This window comes from Flavicella sp. IMCC45668, assembly GCF_057219105.1.
The window spans coordinates 3,219,994-3,236,392 of sequence record NZ_CM170114.1; the positions used below are offsets into that span (position 1 = coordinate 3,219,994).

The following is a 16,399-nucleotide window of genomic DNA, read 5'->3' on the forward strand; positions in this document are numbered from 1 at the left end:
TAGAAGTAATAGAAAAATAAAAAATGTGAAACTTATAATAGGTGTTATTTGCATTGCAGCATCCTTAAAAGTCACGGCGCAACAGGAACCAAATTTCACCATGTATAATTTCAATTTGAACATTATAAATCCAGCCTATGTTTCGGTTAAAAAGCATTCAGAAGCAAGTTTGTCTTATAGAAGTCAATGGACGGGAGTTCCTTATGCACCCAATACTTCTGTTTTGTCTTATGTAGCTCCTATTCATGATAGATTAGGCTTTGGTTTGTCGGTTGTAAACGATGAGATTTTTATTTTGAATAAAACAGATGCTGCCTTTGATTTGGCTTATGAAGTGCAGTTTTCAGATGAGTATTATGTACATTTCGGATTGAAGGCAAGTTTGAGTTTTGTGGACTTGAACTTAACAAAAGCTGGAGCACCGGATAGGGATAAAAAGTTTAGTCAGAATGAAAGTTATGTAACACCCACAGTGGGAGCTGGAATATATTTGTCACATCCAAAATATTATGTAAGCCTTTCTAGTCCTAGTGCCTCTAAGGTAGAGCGTTATTCTTTAGAACCTGGATCGCCTGAAATAGTTGTGAATTATTTACATCTATATCTTGGAGCGGGTTATATTATACCAATAGAAGACGAGATAACAGTAACCCCTGCAATTATGAGTCGTTTTGTTGCTGGGGCAACCACTACTTATGATTTTTCGGCAACTTTAGATTATAAGCAAAAAATAAAAGCAGGTTTGAATTATCGTTGGAAAGAAGCCGTTTCTCTTTTTACGATGTTTTCTTCTAAAAGTAATTTTAATTTCGGATTTGCATATGACATGAATGTTTCTGAAATAGCGAAGGTAAATACGCATGGTTCCTTGGAGTTTTTATTAAAGTATAAATGGAATTAAATAAAATTAATGATTCTTCTGTTTTCAAAATATAAAAAGCAATTCAACGAATGGTAAGAGTCTTTAATGAGCTATAATTTTTAGTATCTTCGTGCTATCTAAGCATCGAATGAATGAATGAAAATTTAAATCCAGAAAACTCTAATTTCTCGCATGAGGAAATGGATGTAGAGAAAAAACTAAGACCTTTAAGTTTTGATGATTTTACAGGACAGGAACAAGCACTTGAAAATCTAAAAATATTTGTTGAGGCAGCAAATAGAAGAGGAGAGGCTTTAGATCATACCTTATTTCATGGTCCTCCAGGTTTGGGAAAAACAACCCTTGCCAATATTTTAGCAAATGAGTTGAATGTTGGAATCAAAGTAACTTCTGGACCCGTATTAGATAAGCCGGGTGATTTAGCAGGTTTACTCACAGGTTTAGATGAGCGTGATGTTTTATTTATAGATGAAATTCATAGATTGAGTCCTGTCGTTGAGGAATATTTATATTCTGCAATGGAGGATTATAAGATTGATATCATGATTGAATCGGGACCGAATGCGAGAACGGTACAATTGAATTTAGAACCCTTTACACTAATTGGAGCCACTACAAGGTCTGGTATGTTAACAGCTCCAATGCGAGCTAGATTTGGTATTAGCAGTAGGTTACAATATTATAAAACAGACTTGTTAACAACAATTGTACAGCGAAGTTCCGCGATTTTAAATACTCCGATTAGTATGGAAGCAGCTATTGAAATTGCAGGCAGAAGCAGGGGAACACCTCGTATAGCCAATTCATTATTGAGACGTGTGAGAGATTTTGCAGAAATAAAAGGGAATGGATCTATTACCATTGAAATAGCAAAATTTGGATTGGAAGCATTGAATGTGGATGCGCATGGGTTGGATGAAATGGATAATAAAATTTTGACAACTGTTATTGATAAATTTAAAGGAGGCCCTGTTGGTTTAACGACACTAGCAACTGCAGTTGGAGAGAATGCCGAAACCATTGAAGAGGTGTATGAACCTTTCTTGATTCAGCAGGGTTTTATAATGAGAACTCCAAGAGGTAGAGAAGTTACAGAGCTTGCGTATAAGCATTTGGGAAGAACAAAAGGAAGAACCCAAGGAGAATTGTTTTAAAGATTGAAACTAGAGCATAAATGAAAAAGTACCTGCCAATATTACAATGGATATCAAAGTACAATAGTAGTCTGTTAAAGAAGGATGCTATTGCTGGGATAACAGTTGGAGTGGTGCTGATTCCACAAGGAATTGCTTATGCATTGATTGCTGGATTGCCTCCGATCTATGGTTTGTACACAGCTTTGATACCTCAATTGGTTTATGCAGTATTGGGAACCTCACCAAGAGTGGCTGTTGGGCCTGTGGCAATGGATTCCTTATTGGTGGCGGCTGGAATTGCTTCTTTAGCAGTTGTTGGTACCGAAAATATTGTAGCCATTGCTATTTTGCTTGCATTTACCGTGGGGGTCATACAGGTACTCTTGGGGGTGTTGAAGTTGGGGTTTATTGTCAACTTTTTATCAAGACCCGTAATTAGTGGGTTTACATCTGCCGCCGCGATTATTATTGGGGTAAATCAATTCAAGAATTTACTAGGAATACCGATACCTAGAAGTAATAGAATTCATGAAATTTTGATTCATTTTTATCAAAATGTATTGGATACTAATATGCAGACTTTTGCTATTGGAGCTGGAGCAATTGCTATAATTTTTATTCTTAAAAAAATTAATAAAAACATACCAAGTCCTTTAGTGGTTGTGATTGTTGGGATTTTAATTCTGAAATTTTTTAATAATACTTTTCAGGAAGTTGCAATTATCAAAGAAATTCCTTCAGGATTGCCTTCGTTTGATGTTCCCGATATTAGTTATAAAAATATTATGGAAATGCTTCCTATAGCGATTACCATTGCAATGATTGGTTTTTTAGAAACAGTTTCCATAGGGAAGTCCTTGGAAACAAATAAGGATATCATTCAGGTAAAACCCAATCAAGAATTAATTGCGATTGGGCTCGGAAATGTTCTAGGGTCATTTTTTAAATCTTATCCTTCTACAGCGAGTTTTTCAAGATCTGCTGTAAATCAAGATGCAGGTGCAAAAACTGGTTTTGCAGCTTTCTTCTCTGTAGGAATTGTAGCTTCGGTTCTTTTGTTTTTAACCCCCATGTTTTATTATTTACCAAAAGCAGTATTGGCAGCCATAATAATCGTTTCTGTTTTAAAGTTGATAGATTATAAAGAGGCAATGAGGTTGTGGAATGTCAATAAAATTGATTTTTGGATGCTATTGGTAACCTTTATAGGAACTTTGTTTTTTGGTATAAAGGAAGGGATCGGAGTCGGTGTGAGTTTATCTTTAGTGATGGTGATTTTTAGAACATCTAAACCCCATGTTGCAGTTTTGGGTAGGATTCCGAATACTAGTTTTTTTAGAAATATAAATAGATTTGATGATATGGAGGTAAATCAAGAAGTTTTGATTCTTCGTTTTGATTCTCATTTATATTTTGCAAATACCAATTATTTTAGAGAACGTTTGGATGATTTGGCAACTGAAAAAGGAGAAGCTTTGAAGCTGATTATTTTAGATTGTGAATGTATTAACGGTTTGGATAGTACAGGAGCAGCCATGTGGAATGATCGAATTGATTTTTATGCAACACAAGGCATAGAGATTCACTTTACCAACGTTAAAGGGCCTGTAAGAGATGCAATGACAAAGGCTGGGATTATTGAGAAAATTGGAATAGAAAACTGTTTTATGAGCAACCATGGGGCGTTGACTTTTTACGAAACAGGGAGTAGAGAAAGTCAGAAAAACTTATCATCCTATATACAACAGGCTAATCAATAGAATTAACAAAAGATTATTTTTTTTGGTTTGTAAGGAATCGTAGTTTTGTAGGACTTTACACAAAACTTTAATTATTCTTATGAGAAAATCAATTTTTACCTTGGTGCTATTAGTTATTTCTATGGTATTTACCAGTGATTTAGAAGCGCAAAAATTTAGTTCAATGGATAAGAGTCCGTTGGATGTAGCAACATTTCCTAGTAGTCACAGGGAATCTAATAAAATCGTGAAAGTTATATATTCACGTCCGTTTTTAAAAGGCAGATCCGTAGCATCTTTAGCTCCGAATGGAAAAGTTTGGAGAACAGGAGCCAATGAAGCTGTAGAAATTAGATTTTACGAAGATGTTATTTTTGGGGGTAAAGAGGTAGAAGAAGGGATTTATACTTTATTTACAATTCCAGGAGATCAGGAGTGGACTTTTATTTTAAGTAAAGACCATAATGTATGGGGTGCATATAGTTATAAACAAAGTAATGATGTTGTGAGAGTTACTGGGAAGGTTTCTCAGAATACCTCTAAATTAGAAAACTTTTCTATCGCTTTTGAAAAAGACATGACTTTATGTTTAGGTTGGGGAACTACTTTAGTAAAGTTGCCGATAACTTTAGAAGATTAATAAAAAGATATTCTGTAAAAAAAAGCGACTTTATTAAGTCGCTTTTTTTATGGGTTAAAGTTTCAAGTTTAGGATTTTTAACTTTCAGTTAAGAACTGTACTTTTGCAACTTAACTCAAAATAATAAGGGGCTTGCCCCCTTTCAGACATAATGGATTACAATTTTAACGAGATAGAGGCCAAATGGCAAAAATATTGGGCTGAAAATCAAACTTTCAAAGCTAGCGAAACAACGGATAAACCAAAATATTATGTTTTGGATATGTTTCCTTATCCTTCAGGAGCTGGGTTGCATGTTGGTCACCCCTTAGGGTATATAGCTTCAGATATTTATGCTCGTTACAAACGTCACCAAGGATTTAATGTACTGCATCCTCAAGGATATGATTCTTTTGGTTTACCAGCGGAACAGTATGCAATTCAAACAGGACAGCATCCTGCAATTACTACCGAAACTAATATTGCAACCTACAGAAAACAATTAGATAAAATTGGTTTTTCATTTGATTGGTCTCGTGAAGTACGTACCTCTAGTCCTGAGTATTATAAATGGACACAATGGATTTTTATCCAACTGTTTAATTCTTGGTATAATATAGCTTCTGATAAAGCGGAGGATATTACTGATCTTATCACAGTTTTTGAAAAAGAAGGAAATGCAAATATTTCAGCTTCCGTTGATGAGGATATTTCAGTGTTTACAGCTGAAGAATGGAAGACATTTTCAAAAGCAGAACAAGAGTCGATATTGTTAAAATATAGGTTGACTTATCTATCAGAAACAGAGGTGAACTGGTGTCCAATATTGGGAACTGTTTTGGCAAATGATGAAATCGTCAATGGGGTTTCAGAACGTGGTGGACATCCGGTAGTTCGTAAAAAAATGAAGCAGTGGAGTATGCGAATTTCTGCATATGCACAACGATTATTAGATGGATTAGTAAATATTGATTGGCCACAGCCGTTAAAAGACTCTCAAACCAATTGGATTGGAAGATCGCAAGGTGCAAGTGTGTTTTTTGATGTAGAAAGTTCAAAGGAGAAAATAGAAGTGTTTACCACTCGTCCTGATACTATTTTTGGTGTAACATTTATGACTTTGGCCCCTGAACATGAATTGGTGTCTCAGATTGTAACTGAAGCTCAAAAAAAGGACGTTGAGGCATATATTGAAGCGACATCAAAGCGTTCTGAAAGAGATAGAATGGCAGATGTAAAAACGATTTCTGGAGCCTTTACAGGAGCCTATGCGATTCATCCTTTTACAGGAGAGAAAATTCAAATATGGATCGGAGATTATGTACTAGCAAGTTATGGTACAGGAGCTGTAATGGCGGTTCCATGTGGAGATCAACGTGACTGGGATTTTGCAAATCACTTTGGAATCGAAATCAAAAATATTTTTGAAGGTGTTGATGTTTCAGAAGCTGCTTGTGAAGATAAAACTGCGAAAATTGCCAATTCAGAATTGCTATCTGGCTTGACTGTCAAAAAAGCAACAAAGTTGGCTATTTACGAAATGGAAAAACAAGGCTTTGGAAAAGGGAAAATAAATTATCGTTTGCGTGATGCTGTATTTAGTAGACAACGTTATTGGGGAGAACCTTTTCCTGTGTACTATAAAGATGGTATGCCAGTGATGATTGAAGCAGAGCATTTACCTATAGTATTGCCAGAAGTAGAAAAGTATTTGCCTACAGAAGATGGGAAACCGCCTTTGGGAAATGCTGAGGTTTGGGCTTGGGATATTGAAACCGCTGAAGTGGTGAGTGTAGATAACATCAACAATAAAACCGTTTTTCCGCTAGAGTTAAATACGATGCCTGGATGGGCCGGTAGTTCTTGGTATTTTAACAGGTACATGGATCCTTCAAATGATGGTGAGTTTGTAAGTAAAGAGGCTGTAGAATATTGGAAAGATATCGATCTGTATATTGGAGGTTCTGAGCATGCTACAGGACATTTACTTTATGCTCGTTTTTGGCAAAAATTCTTATTTGATAAAGGGCATCTTCCTGTTGATGAGTTTGCCAAAAAATTAATCAACCAAGGAATGATACTTGGTACAAGTGCTTTTGTGTACAGGCTAGAAGGGACTAACAAGTTTGTCTCAAAAGGTTTGATTGGAGATCAAAAAGTACAGGCAATTCATGCCGATGTATCTTTAGTGAATAGTTCAGATGAATTAGATGTAGAAGGATTTAAAAATCATGCTTTAAATAGTGATTTTAAGGATGCTGAGTTTATTTTGGAAGATGGGAAATATCTTGTTGGAAGAGAAGTAGAAAAAATGTCTAAATCTAAATACAATGTTGTAAATCCTGATAATATTTGTGAAGAATATGGTGCAGATAGTTTGCGTTTGTTTGAGATGTTTTTAGGGCCTTTAGAGCAAGCGAAACCATGGAAAACATCTGGTATTTCTGGAGTGCATTCTTTCTTGAAAAAATTATGGAAGTTGTATCACAAAGGAGAGGTGTTTACCGTTACAGAAGGAAAAGCAACTAAGGATGAATTAAAGACATTGCATAAAACAATAAAAAAAGTACAAGAAGATATTGAGAACTTCTCTTTCAATACTTCGGTAAGTACTTTTATGATTGCAGTAAATGAATTGTCTTCATTGAAATGTAATAAACGTGAAATTTTAGAACCTTTATTAGTTTTGGTTTCTCCTTATGCACCTCATATAGCAGAAGAATTATGGAGCAAATTAGGTCATGATACCACGATTGCTACAGTTGAGTTTCCTGTTTTTGAGGCAGCACATTTGGTAGAAAGTACTAAAGTGTATCCTGTTTCTTTTAATGGAAAAATGCGTTTTACTTTGGAGTTGTCATTGGATCTATCTAAAGATGAAATAGAAAAAGTAGTGATGGCTCACGAAAAAACACAGGCTCAGTTACAAGGAAGAACTCCTAAAAAAGTGATTATTGTTCCTGGTAAAATTGTAAATATTGTAGGTTAATCTAACTTAAAAAATTTTAGTTATGAAATGGATGAGATTATTGTTTGTGTTGACTTTTGTTGTTACTTCGTGCGCGACAGAAGATGAAAAAATGCAGAAATATATTATAGGAAATTGGGAAACGGTTTTTGTGAAATTGGAATTTCCTACTTTTAAAGGAAGAGATACTTTGGTAGAGTATGATATAGATTTTGCAAATCCACATGATCCCAGAGCACAGCGTCAAGGGAAATCTTTTTCTACCTATAAAGTGGATGGAACTTTTAAAAGTTGGACTGAAAAAAATAAAAGACAGACTGGGCAATCGACAACGGGAAAGTGGAGAGTTACAAAAGATTCTTTGTTTTATGATTTTGAACAAGGACCAGGAAAAAAAGATGTAACTGTTTCTTTTGGTTTAGAAAAAATTGAAGACGGATTTGCTATTACAGGATTGCAAGATAGAGATAATGATCGCGCAAAGGATGATACTATTTATTTAGAAACCGTTCGTTTGCCAGATACACCTGAAGAATAAAATGGAGGTAATTCCAGTTGAGATCGAAATTATCGGTTTGGTAGCTGCCAGTTTAACGACGGCCTCTTTTGTTCCTCAGGTATATAAGATTTGGAAAACTAAATCAGCCGAGAGTATCTCTTTGGCTATGTTTTTGATGTTTTTTGTAGGTGTGTTGTTGTGGTTGGTTTATGGTATTTTTATAAAAAGCCTTTCCATGACTATTGCTAATACCATCACAGCCTCTTTAGCATTGGTTATTGTTTATTATAAAATTAAGTTGAAGGATTAATTTCGTTTATGAATTTCAAAAAATTGTCTTTACGTATTAGAATATTTTTGTCGATGATCTTATTGATTTTATTGACCTATGTTTTGATAGCTTTTATGACAATTTATCAATACAACGAACAAACTATCAACTATAATAAACGTCGTTTTGCTAGAAAGGAAAATGCAACACGTTTAAGTATAAAATATGAGTTAGATAATACCAGACATCCCCTTGAGACAAGTGAACTTTTTGATTATTTTAAGGAGCCGATTCTTGAAATTGTAAAAGTTCATAAAGTAAATATCAACTTTTACGATTTGCAAGGAAAACTGTTGTTGAGTTCTAAAGCTATTGCAGCAAAAGATAGTGTTTATGATCGTTCAGATTTTTTAAAACCATATGAGTTAGGCAAACTTAATATGGAAGAAAGGTTTGTAGAGGGGGTTGAAATTGAAAATGGTAAAATTTTACAATCTTCCTATAGTTATTTATATAACAAGGCGAATGTACTTATTGGTTTTTTGAAATTACACTATGTTCAGGATAATTCCGTGCAGGATAGAAATTTAAATGAGTTTTTACAGCGATTGGCTTATGTCTATTTTTTCATGTTTATCATTGCAATTAGTTTTGCATATTTTCTATCTAGTTATATTACACGTTCTTTAAAAACTATTATTGAAAAAATTGAAACCATTGGAAAGACGGGTTTACAAGGAGGAAGTGAAAAAATTGAATTAGGCGCAACTTCTAGAGAAATCTATAAACTAGTATCAGCATATAATAATATGATTGATCAGTTGGAGGATGCTGCGAAAAAATTAGCTAGTTCTGAAAGAGAGCAAGCATGGAGAGAAATGGCAAAACAAGTTGCGCATGAGATAAAAAATCCATTGACTCCGATGAGGTTGACAGTTCAAAGTTTTGAGCGTCGTTTTGATCCGAATGATCCAGAGATCAAAACAAAATTGAAGGAATTTAGTGAAGGGATGATTCAGCAAATTGATGTGATGAGCTCCATTGCTTCTGCTTTTTCGGATTTTGCGAAGATGCCAAAACAAAAAAAGGAAGATATTGAAGTTGTTTCTGTGATAAAAGTTGCGTTGGATATTTTTGAAAATGAAAATATTTCTTTTGAAAGTGATACCTCTGAAATTCATTTGCATATGGATAAAACACAATTGATTCGCGTTGTAACGAATCTATTGAAAAATGCCATTCAGGCGGTTGTCGATGTAGAAAAACCTATCATAAATGTGAGGGTTTCTAAGAATTCTTCTCAGTTTGAATTGAAGGTTCAAGACAACGGAGAAGGAATTGAAGAGGAACTTAAAAACTTGATTTTTGAGCCAAGATTTACCACTAAGAATAGTGGTATGGGATTAGGGTTAGCAATGTCTAAAAAAATCATCGAAACCTATAATGGTGAGATTGATTTTGACTCTGTGTTAGGTGTGGGTACTACTTTTTCTATTAGAATTCCTTTGAAATAGTTTTTTTCTGCTCATAAGTTCTAGTATATTTATGGAAGTTGTATTTATAAATGTACTATTATGAGCTTTGAAAATGTATCCATTCAAAAATTAGATTCCTTTATTGCAATAGTGACGATAGAACGACCTAAAAAATTAAACGCACTAAATAAAGCCACTATATCAGAATTAAATGATGCTTTTGTTGTTTTGGAAAGTGATGCTGAGGTGCGAGTTATTTTGCTTACAGGTTCTGGTGATAAAGCTTTTGTTGCTGGAGCAGATATTTCAGAATTTTCTAATTTCACAAAGAAAGAAGGTACATTACTGGCAAAAAAAGGGCAGGATTCTCTGTTTAATTTGATTGCTAACTTTTCTAAACCTGTGATTGCTGCTGTCAATGGTTTTGCCTTAGGTGGTGGGTTGGAGTTGGCAATGGCTTGTCATTTTAGATTGGCTTCAGAAAATGCAAAGATGGGATTGCCGGAAGTTTCTTTAGGTTTGATTCCTGGCTATGGAGGAACACAACGTTTGCCGCAGTTAGTGGGGAAAGGCAGAGCTATGGAAATGATTTTAACGGGGAATATGATTTCTGCTGAGGTTGCAAATTCTTACGGTTTGGTGAATTCAGTTGTACAGCAAGAAGAGTTGATTTCGGCTTGTGTTTTGATAGCTAAAAAAATTATTCAAAATTCTAGTAATTCTGCCAAAGTTGCAATTCAAGCTGTAAATGCAGGTTTTGAAAATAATATCGATGGTTTTGAATCCGAAGTAGCACTGTTTGGAAGTTGTTTTGGAACAGAGGATTTTATTGAAGGGACTACTGCTTTTTTGAATAAACGAAAACCAAATTTTGAAGGTTGATACTTTTTATCGAAATTGATGTCCAATATATTGTTAAGATTTTTGGATTTAGATTCTACATGCGGAGTCTCCATCAAAGTGATTGGTCACAGGCGAACTTTACTTCAGTCCCTCCCACTCACCATAAAATTGCTTCAAGTAGTGTAGCATAAATAAATGTCTCTCCTCTGCAATTTTTTTCCCAGTAGCTGTATTCATTTTATTTTTTAATAGTAAAAGTTTCTCGTAAAAATGATTGATACTTGGAGCAGTAGAGTTTTTATACTCTTCTTTTGTCATGTTTAGGTTTGGTTTAATTTCTGGATTGTAAATAGCTCTTTGTTTAAAGCCACCATAGTTAAAGCACCTGGCAATTCCTATAGCTCCAATAGCGTCTAGTCTGTCAGCATCTTGAACTACTGCAAGTTCTTTTGAGTGGAAGTTAGATGTAAAGTTACCTCCTTTAAAGGAAATGTTTTCAATGATTTTTATAATGTGCTCTATGTTTTTTTTATCTAGGTTTTGAGATGTTAAAAAGTTTCTTGCAGTTTTTGGACCTATTGTTTCGTCACCGTTATAGAATTTTGAATCAGCGATGTCATGTAGTAGTGCAGATAATTGAATAATTGTTAAGTCTACTTTTTCGGTTTGTGCGATTAATAGAGTGTTTTTATAAACACGTTCAATATGAAACCAATCATGTCCACCCTCTGCATTTTTAAGTTCTTGTTTTACAAAATTAATTGTGTTTTCAATGATGTTATTTCTATTCATGGGGTAAAATAACGGAAATATTCTGAATAGTGGGAAGAATCAAATTGGTATATTTGCATTTCGATAATTGAATTGGAATAGAATGTCTTATATATTGAATTTTGATACAGCTACAAAAAATTGTTCTGTAAGTCTCAGTCAAGATGGAAAGGTTGTTGCCTTAGAAGAGTTAAATTCTGTAGGGTATTCACACGGAGAAAAGTTACATGTGTTTATTGAAAATGTTCTGAAAAAAGCAGGTATTACATTTTCAGATTTAGCTGCAGTTGCTGTGGGGAAAGGGCCGGGGTCCTATACAGGTTTGCGTATTGGTGTATCGGCAGCAAAAGGAATTTGTTTTGCGAAAGACATTCCTTTGATTTCTATTGAAACATTAGATATTTTAGCGAATTCAAATCCTATATCAGAAGGTGTAATTGTTGCTATGTTGGATGCAAGAAGATTAGAAGTATTTAGTGCTATTTATGATAATGATTTGAATAAAGTACGTAAGACAGAAGCCCAAATAATTGAATCAAATTCGTTTGCTGATTTTTTATCAGCAGGGAAAGTTTATTTTGTGGGAGATGGAGCCGAAAAATGCAAGGATATTATTAGTCATGATAACGCAGTTTTTATTGATGGCAAATTTCCATCAGCGAATCAAATGGCTACTTTGTCACATGCCAAATTTGAAATTCAAGAATTTGAGGATGTTGCTTATTTTGAACCCTATTATCTTAAGGATTTTGTAGGTATGAAACCAAAGCCTAGGAAATAAGTTTAAAAAAACGAAATAAAATTATGAGTGATTTTAGAGAGATTAAATTAACAAATAAAACAATACTGGTTACTGGAGGAGCTGGTTTTATAGGGTCGAATCTTATTGAAGTGCTGTTGCAAAAAGGCAACAAAGTTGTTTGTTTAGATAATTTTTCCACTGGAAAAAAGGAAAATATTTCAGGCTTTGAGTCAAATGTTCAGTTTAAATTAATTGTTGGTGATATAAGAAATTTAGAAGATTGTCAAAGAGCTGTAAATGGTGTTGATTATGTTTTGCATGAAGCGGCTTTAGGGTCTGTTCCGAGATCTATTTCAGATCCAATTACTACAAATGACGTTAATATTTCTGGATTTTTAAACATGTTGTTGGCATCAAAAGAAGCAGGAGTTAAAAGATTTGTTTATGCAGCAAGTTCCTCTACTTATGGTGACTCCAAATCATTGCCAAAGGTAGAAGAAGTAATTGGTAAACCTTTATCTCCCTATGCTATTACGAAGTATGTAAATGAGTTATATGCAGATACATTTTACAAAAACTATGGTTTTGAAACAATAGGATTGAGGTATTTTAATGTATTTGGTAGGCGTCAAGACGCTGATGGTGCATACGCAGCCGTGATTCCAAAGTTTGTTGGGAAATTCATAAACCATGAATCACCGGTGATCAATGGAGATGGAAATTATTCAAGAGATTTTACATACATAGATAATGTAATTCAGATGAATTTATTGGCGTTGGTAACGGAAAACCCGGATGCTGTAAATCAGGTATATAATACAGCTTTCGGAGAAAGGGCTACATTAAATGATTTGGTAGGCGCTTTAAAAGATAATTTAAGTAAATTTGATGCAAGTATTAGTGAGGTGCCGATAGAATATGGTCCGAATCGTGCAGGAGATATTCCTCACTCTTTGGCAAGTATAGATAAAGCTAAGAGATACTTGGGATACAATCCAAAATATTCTTTGGGAGAGGGCTTAAAGGAAGCAGTAACGTGGTACTGGGACCAAATGAAAACTTTGTAGATGAAAAATTACGCATTGATAGGAGCGGCAGGTTATATCGCACCAAGGCATTTAAAGGCAATAAAAGATACGCGAGGTAATTTGTTGGCAGCACTAGATAAATTTGATAGTGTGGGGGTGATGGATAGTTATTTTCCAGATGCGGATTTTTTTGTCGAGTTTGAACGTTTTGATCGGCATGTAGAAAAATTAAAAAGTGAAAAAGGAATCATGCTTGATTACGTGAGTATTTGTACACCAAACTACCTTCATGATGCTCATATTCGAATGGCTTTAAGAAGCGGAGCGGATGCTATATGTGAAAAGCCTTTGGTTTTGAATCCATGGAACTTAGATGCTTTGATCAATATTGAAAAAGAGACGGGAAATAGGGTTTATACCATTTTACAATTGCGCTTGCATGAGAGCATCATCGCATTGCGCAATAAAATCAAAAATGGACCGAAAGACAAAGTGTATGATGTAGATTTAACTTATTTAACCTCAAGAGGTCATTGGTATTTTACTTCCTGGAAAGGTGATGTCTCGAAATCGGGTGGGATAGCCTCAAATATAGGTGTTCATTTCTATGATATGTTATCATGGGTTTTTGGAGATGTTAAAGAGAATTTAGTTCATTTGCATACGCATGACAGAGCATCAGGTTATTTAGAGTTTGAGCAGGCACGAGTGAAATGGTTTTTATCAATTGATCATGAAGCTTTACCTGAGGGAATAAAAGAGAAAGGACAAAGAACTTATAGGTCAATAACCGTTGAAGGAGAAGAAATTGAATTTAGTGGTGGTTTTACAGAGTTACACACTAAAAGTTATCAAGAGATATTAAATGGAAAAGGATTTGGTTTAGAAGATGCAAGGCAATCTATTGATATAGTTCATGTTATTAGAAATGCTGAATTGAGTAAGAAAGAGGAAGGTAAGTATCATAAATTCGTTGACTTACCTATTTCCAAGCATCCGTTTAAAAAATAAAATATTTGATGATAGAAAGAGAAAAGATTGCCATTATTGGATTAGGATATGTAGGATTGCCATTAGCAAGGTTATTTGCTACAAAATATCCAGTTGTCGGATTTGATATTAATAAAGAAAGAATCAGTGAATTAAACTCTGGTATAGATGCTACCTTAGAGGTAGATGACGTCATTCTTCAAAAAGTTATAAAGCATGAAAACAATTCAGAGAACGGATTGTTTTGTACTTCTGATTTGAAGGAATTGGAAAATAGCAACAATTATATTATTACGGTTCCGACTCCCGTTGATAAAAATAATAGACCTGTATTAACTCCGTTGATAAAAGCGAGTGAAACAGTTGGTTCTGTGTTGAAAAAAGGCGATGTGGTTGTTTATGAATCGACAGTATATCCGGGTGCAACGGAAGAAGAATGTGTGCCAGTTTTAGAAAAAGTTTCTGGATTAAAATTTAATGAAGATTTTTACGTTGGATATTCACCAGAGCGAATAAATCCAGGAGATAAAGAACATACGGTTGAGAAGATTTTAAAGGTGACATCAGGTTCAACAACTGAAATAGGTTTGCAGATTGATGCGTTGTATAATTCAGTCATTACTGCTGGAACATTTTTAGCTTCTAGTATAAAAGTAGCCGAGGCCGCAAAAGTTATTGAAAACTCACAAAGAGATATCAATATTGCATTTGTCAATGAACTGGCTAAGATATTCAATAAAATGAATATAAATACACATGATGTTCTGGAAGCCGCAGGGACGAAATGGAACTTTTTACCCTTTAAACCAGGACTAGTAGGGGGACATTGTATTGGAGTTGATCCTTATTATTTGGCTCAAAAAGCCCAAGAGTACGGATATAATCCTGAAATCATTTTGGCAGGGAGAAGGATGAATGATGGAATGGGGGATTATGTAGCTTCAGAAATTGTTAAGCTTATGATTCAGAATGAAATAAAAGTAAATCAGGCTGAGATTCTAATTCTTGGAATAACCTTTAAAGAAAATTGTCCAGATGTTAGAAACACCAAAGTGGTAGATGTGATTTCTGCATTAAAGGAATACAATACTAATATTACCGTGTACGACCCATGGGCAAACCCAGAAGAGGTAGAGCATGAATACGGAGTTGTTTCTGTTAATGAAATTCCAAAAGCAAAATTTGATGCAGTTGTATTAACGGTTGCGCATGCTGAATTTAAAGAAATTGAATTTATCTCTTTAAAAAAGGAGAATTCAGTGATATACGATGTGAAAAATATATTATCCGAGGACCTTGCAGATGCCTCTTTATAAGTTAAATAAAATAAAATAAAATAAAATAAAATAAAATGTCAAAGAAAATATTGATAACTGGTGGAGCTGGATTTATTGGGTCACATGTTGTGCGTTTATTTGTGAAAACCTATCCAGGATATGATATTTATAATTTAGATGCGCTAACTTATGCCGGTAATCTTGAGAATCTTACGGATATTGAAGGTGTAGACAATTATACCTTCTTAAAGGGAGATATTACCGATGAAACCTATATAAATGAATTGTTTGCAAAATATCAGTTTGATGGTGTCATTCATTTGGCTGCGGAATCACATGTAGATAGGTCTATTACAGACCCCCTGGCTTTTGCAAAGACCAATATTTTAGGAACTATGATTTTGTTAAATGCTTTTAAGAGTTTATGGCAAGATAACTGGCAAGATAAATTATTTTATCATGTTAGTACGGATGAGGTATATGGAACTCTTGGAGAGACTGGGTTGTTTACAGAAACTACTTCTTATGATCCAAATTCTCCTTATTCGGCTTCAAAAGCAAGTTCGGATCATTTTGTGAGAGCCTACGGAGAAACTTATGGAATGCCCTATGTGATTTCCAATTGTTCGAATAACTATGGTGCGAACCAGTTTCCTGAAAAGCTGATCCCTTTATTTATTAATAATATAATTAATAATAAGGCTTTACCAGTATATGGAGATGGAAAATATACCAGAGATTGGTTGTACGTAGTTGATCATGCCATCGCAATTGATTTGGTGTTTCATAAGGGAGTAAACGAGGAAACTTATAATATTGGAGGTTTTAACGAATGGCAAAATATCGATTTGATTAAGTTGTTGTGTGCTCAGATGGATGAGAAATTAGGAAGAGAAAAGGGAGCTAGCGAGGAGTTAATTACGTATGTAAAAGATAGACCTGGGCATGATTTACGTTATGCAATTGATGCATCAAAAATCAACAAAGAGTTAGGATGGAAGCCTTCAGTTACTTTTGAACAAGGATTATCTAAGACTATAGATTGGTATTTGTCAAATTCCGTTTGGATGGAACGAATTGTGAGTGGAGCATATGAAGAATATTATAGCAAACAGTACAAATAAAACAATCATGTTATAATTTTATTAAAAGTTAATA

15 protein-coding genes are annotated in these 16,399 nt (G+C 34.4%); 14 read left to right on the forward strand and 1 reads right to left on the reverse strand.

Going from position 1 to position 16,399, the window contains the following annotated elements:
- Positions 1 to 25: 25 nt before the first annotated feature.
- The 9 genes from AC2DZ0_RS13015 (at position 26) to AC2DZ0_RS13055 (ending at position 10,472) form a co-directional block, all read left to right on the forward strand.
- On the forward strand, positions 26 to 901 hold the full coding sequence (locus AC2DZ0_RS13015; RefSeq protein ID WP_484642255.1) for a PorP/SprF family type IX secretion system membrane protein: 876 nt from the start codon (positions 26 to 28) through the stop codon (positions 899 to 901).
- Between the two features lie 113 nt (positions 902 to 1,014).
- A complete protein-coding gene (gene ruvB / locus AC2DZ0_RS13020; protein WP_484642256.1) occupies positions 1,015 to 2,037 on the forward strand; it encodes a Holliday junction branch migration DNA helicase RuvB in 1,023 nt (340 codons plus the stop codon).
- Between the two features lie 20 nt (positions 2,038 to 2,057).
- Positions 2,058 to 3,779 carry a SulP family inorganic anion transporter gene (locus tag AC2DZ0_RS13025; protein ID WP_484642258.1) on the forward strand — a complete coding sequence of 574 codons (1,722 nt, stop codon included), beginning with the start codon at positions 2,058 to 2,060 and terminating at the stop codon, positions 3,777 to 3,779.
- Between the two features lie 79 nt (positions 3,780 to 3,858).
- Positions 3,859 to 4,398 carry a DUF2911 domain-containing protein gene (locus tag AC2DZ0_RS13030; protein WP_484642259.1) on the forward strand — a complete coding sequence of 180 codons (540 nt, stop codon included), beginning with the start codon at positions 3,859 to 3,861 and terminating at the stop codon, positions 4,396 to 4,398.
- A gap of 151 nt (positions 4,399 to 4,549) precedes the next feature.
- Complete coding sequence (leuS, locus tag AC2DZ0_RS13035) at positions 4,550 to 7,366, forward strand: leucine--tRNA ligase (RefSeq protein WP_484642260.1); 2,817 nt, start codon at positions 4,550 to 4,552, stop codon at positions 7,364 to 7,366.
- 22 nt (positions 7,367 to 7,388) lie between these two features.
- Positions 7,389 to 7,883 (forward strand): hypothetical protein, encoded by a 495-nt coding sequence (locus AC2DZ0_RS13040; protein WP_484642262.1) that lies wholly within the window; start codon positions 7,389 to 7,391, stop codon positions 7,881 to 7,883.
- 1 nt (position 7,884) lies between these two features.
- Positions 7,885 to 8,154, forward strand: a complete 270-nt coding sequence (locus AC2DZ0_RS13045) for a SemiSWEET family sugar transporter (RefSeq protein ID WP_484642264.1) — start codon at positions 7,885 to 7,887, stop codon at positions 8,152 to 8,154.
- An 8-nt stretch (positions 8,155 to 8,162) separates the two neighbouring features.
- Positions 8,163 to 9,629, forward strand: coding sequence for a sensor histidine kinase (locus AC2DZ0_RS13050; RefSeq protein ID WP_484642265.1), 1,467 nt, complete (start codon positions 8,163 to 8,165; stop codon positions 9,627 to 9,629).
- Between the two features lie 60 nt (positions 9,630 to 9,689).
- Positions 9,690 to 10,472 (forward strand): enoyl-CoA hydratase-related protein, encoded by a 783-nt coding sequence (locus tag AC2DZ0_RS13055; protein WP_484642266.1) that lies wholly within the window; start codon positions 9,690 to 9,692, stop codon positions 10,470 to 10,472.
- A gap of 99 nt (positions 10,473 to 10,571) precedes the next feature.
- On the opposite strand, the gene AC2DZ0_RS13060 is transcribed toward AC2DZ0_RS13055, so the two are convergent.
- Entirely contained in the window at positions 10,572 to 11,225 is a 654-nt protein-coding gene (locus AC2DZ0_RS13060) for an HD domain-containing protein (protein WP_484642267.1), read from the reverse strand.
- An 82-nt stretch (positions 11,226 to 11,307) separates the two neighbouring features.
- On the opposite strand from AC2DZ0_RS13060, the gene tsaB reads away from it, so the two are divergent.
- The 5 genes from tsaB to rfbB are packed head-to-tail and all read left to right on the forward strand — an operon-like array spanning position 11,308 to position 16,365.
- Positions 11,308 to 11,985, forward strand: a complete 678-nt coding sequence (tsaB, locus tag AC2DZ0_RS13065; protein ID WP_484642269.1) for a tRNA (adenosine(37)-N6)-threonylcarbamoyltransferase complex dimerization subunit type 1 TsaB — start codon at positions 11,308 to 11,310, stop codon at positions 11,983 to 11,985.
- 23 nt (positions 11,986 to 12,008) lie between these two features.
- A complete protein-coding gene (locus tag AC2DZ0_RS13070) occupies positions 12,009 to 13,013 on the forward strand; it encodes an SDR family oxidoreductase (RefSeq protein ID WP_484642271.1) in 1,005 nt (334 codons plus the stop codon).
- Positions 13,014 to 13,985: a Gfo/Idh/MocA family protein gene (locus AC2DZ0_RS13075; RefSeq protein ID WP_484642273.1), complete on the forward strand. Its 972-nt coding sequence runs from the start codon at positions 13,014 to 13,016 to the stop codon at positions 13,983 to 13,985.
- An 8-nt stretch (positions 13,986 to 13,993) separates the two neighbouring features.
- Positions 13,994 to 15,280: a nucleotide sugar dehydrogenase gene (locus tag AC2DZ0_RS13080; protein WP_484642275.1), complete on the forward strand. Its 1,287-nt coding sequence runs from the start codon at positions 13,994 to 13,996 to the stop codon at positions 15,278 to 15,280.
- A 35-nt stretch (positions 15,281 to 15,315) separates the two neighbouring features.
- Positions 15,316 to 16,365: a dTDP-glucose 4,6-dehydratase gene (rfbB, locus tag AC2DZ0_RS13085; protein WP_484642276.1), complete on the forward strand. Its 1,050-nt coding sequence runs from the start codon at positions 15,316 to 15,318 to the stop codon at positions 16,363 to 16,365.
- Positions 16,366 to 16,399 lie beyond the last annotated feature (34 nt).

Coding starts and splice junctions, on each gene's coding strand:
- ruvB (WP_484642256.1), top strand. CDS start 1,015: ATGAATGAAAATTTAAATCCAGAAAACTCTAATTTCTCGCATGAGGAA.
- AC2DZ0_RS13025 (WP_484642258.1), top strand. CDS start 2,058: ATGAAAAAGTACCTGCCAATATTACAATGGATATCAAAGTACAATAGT.
- AC2DZ0_RS13030 (WP_484642259.1), top strand. CDS start 3,859: ATGAGAAAATCAATTTTTACCTTGGTGCTATTAGTTATTTCTATGGTA.
- leuS (WP_484642260.1), top strand. CDS start 4,550: ATGGATTACAATTTTAACGAGATAGAGGCCAAATGGCAAAAATATTGG.
- AC2DZ0_RS13040 (WP_484642262.1), top strand. CDS start 7,389: ATGAAATGGATGAGATTATTGTTTGTGTTGACTTTTGTTGTTACTTCG.
- AC2DZ0_RS13045 (WP_484642264.1), top strand. CDS start 7,885: ATGGAGGTAATTCCAGTTGAGATCGAAATTATCGGTTTGGTAGCTGCC.
- AC2DZ0_RS13050 (WP_484642265.1), top strand. CDS start 8,163: ATGAATTTCAAAAAATTGTCTTTACGTATTAGAATATTTTTGTCGATG.
- AC2DZ0_RS13055 (WP_484642266.1), top strand. CDS start 9,690: ATGAGCTTTGAAAATGTATCCATTCAAAAATTAGATTCCTTTATTGCA.
- AC2DZ0_RS13060 (WP_484642267.1), bottom strand. CDS start 11,225: ATGAATAGAAATAACATCATTGAAAACACAATTAATTTTGTAAAACAA.
- tsaB (WP_484642269.1), top strand. CDS start 11,308: ATGTCTTATATATTGAATTTTGATACAGCTACAAAAAATTGTTCTGTA.
- AC2DZ0_RS13070 (WP_484642271.1), top strand. CDS start 12,009: ATGAGTGATTTTAGAGAGATTAAATTAACAAATAAAACAATACTGGTT.
- AC2DZ0_RS13075 (WP_484642273.1), top strand. CDS start 13,014: ATGAAAAATTACGCATTGATAGGAGCGGCAGGTTATATCGCACCAAGG.
- AC2DZ0_RS13080 (WP_484642275.1), top strand. CDS start 13,994: ATGATAGAAAGAGAAAAGATTGCCATTATTGGATTAGGATATGTAGGA.
- rfbB (WP_484642276.1), top strand. CDS start 15,316: ATGTCAAAGAAAATATTGATAACTGGTGGAGCTGGATTTATTGGGTCA.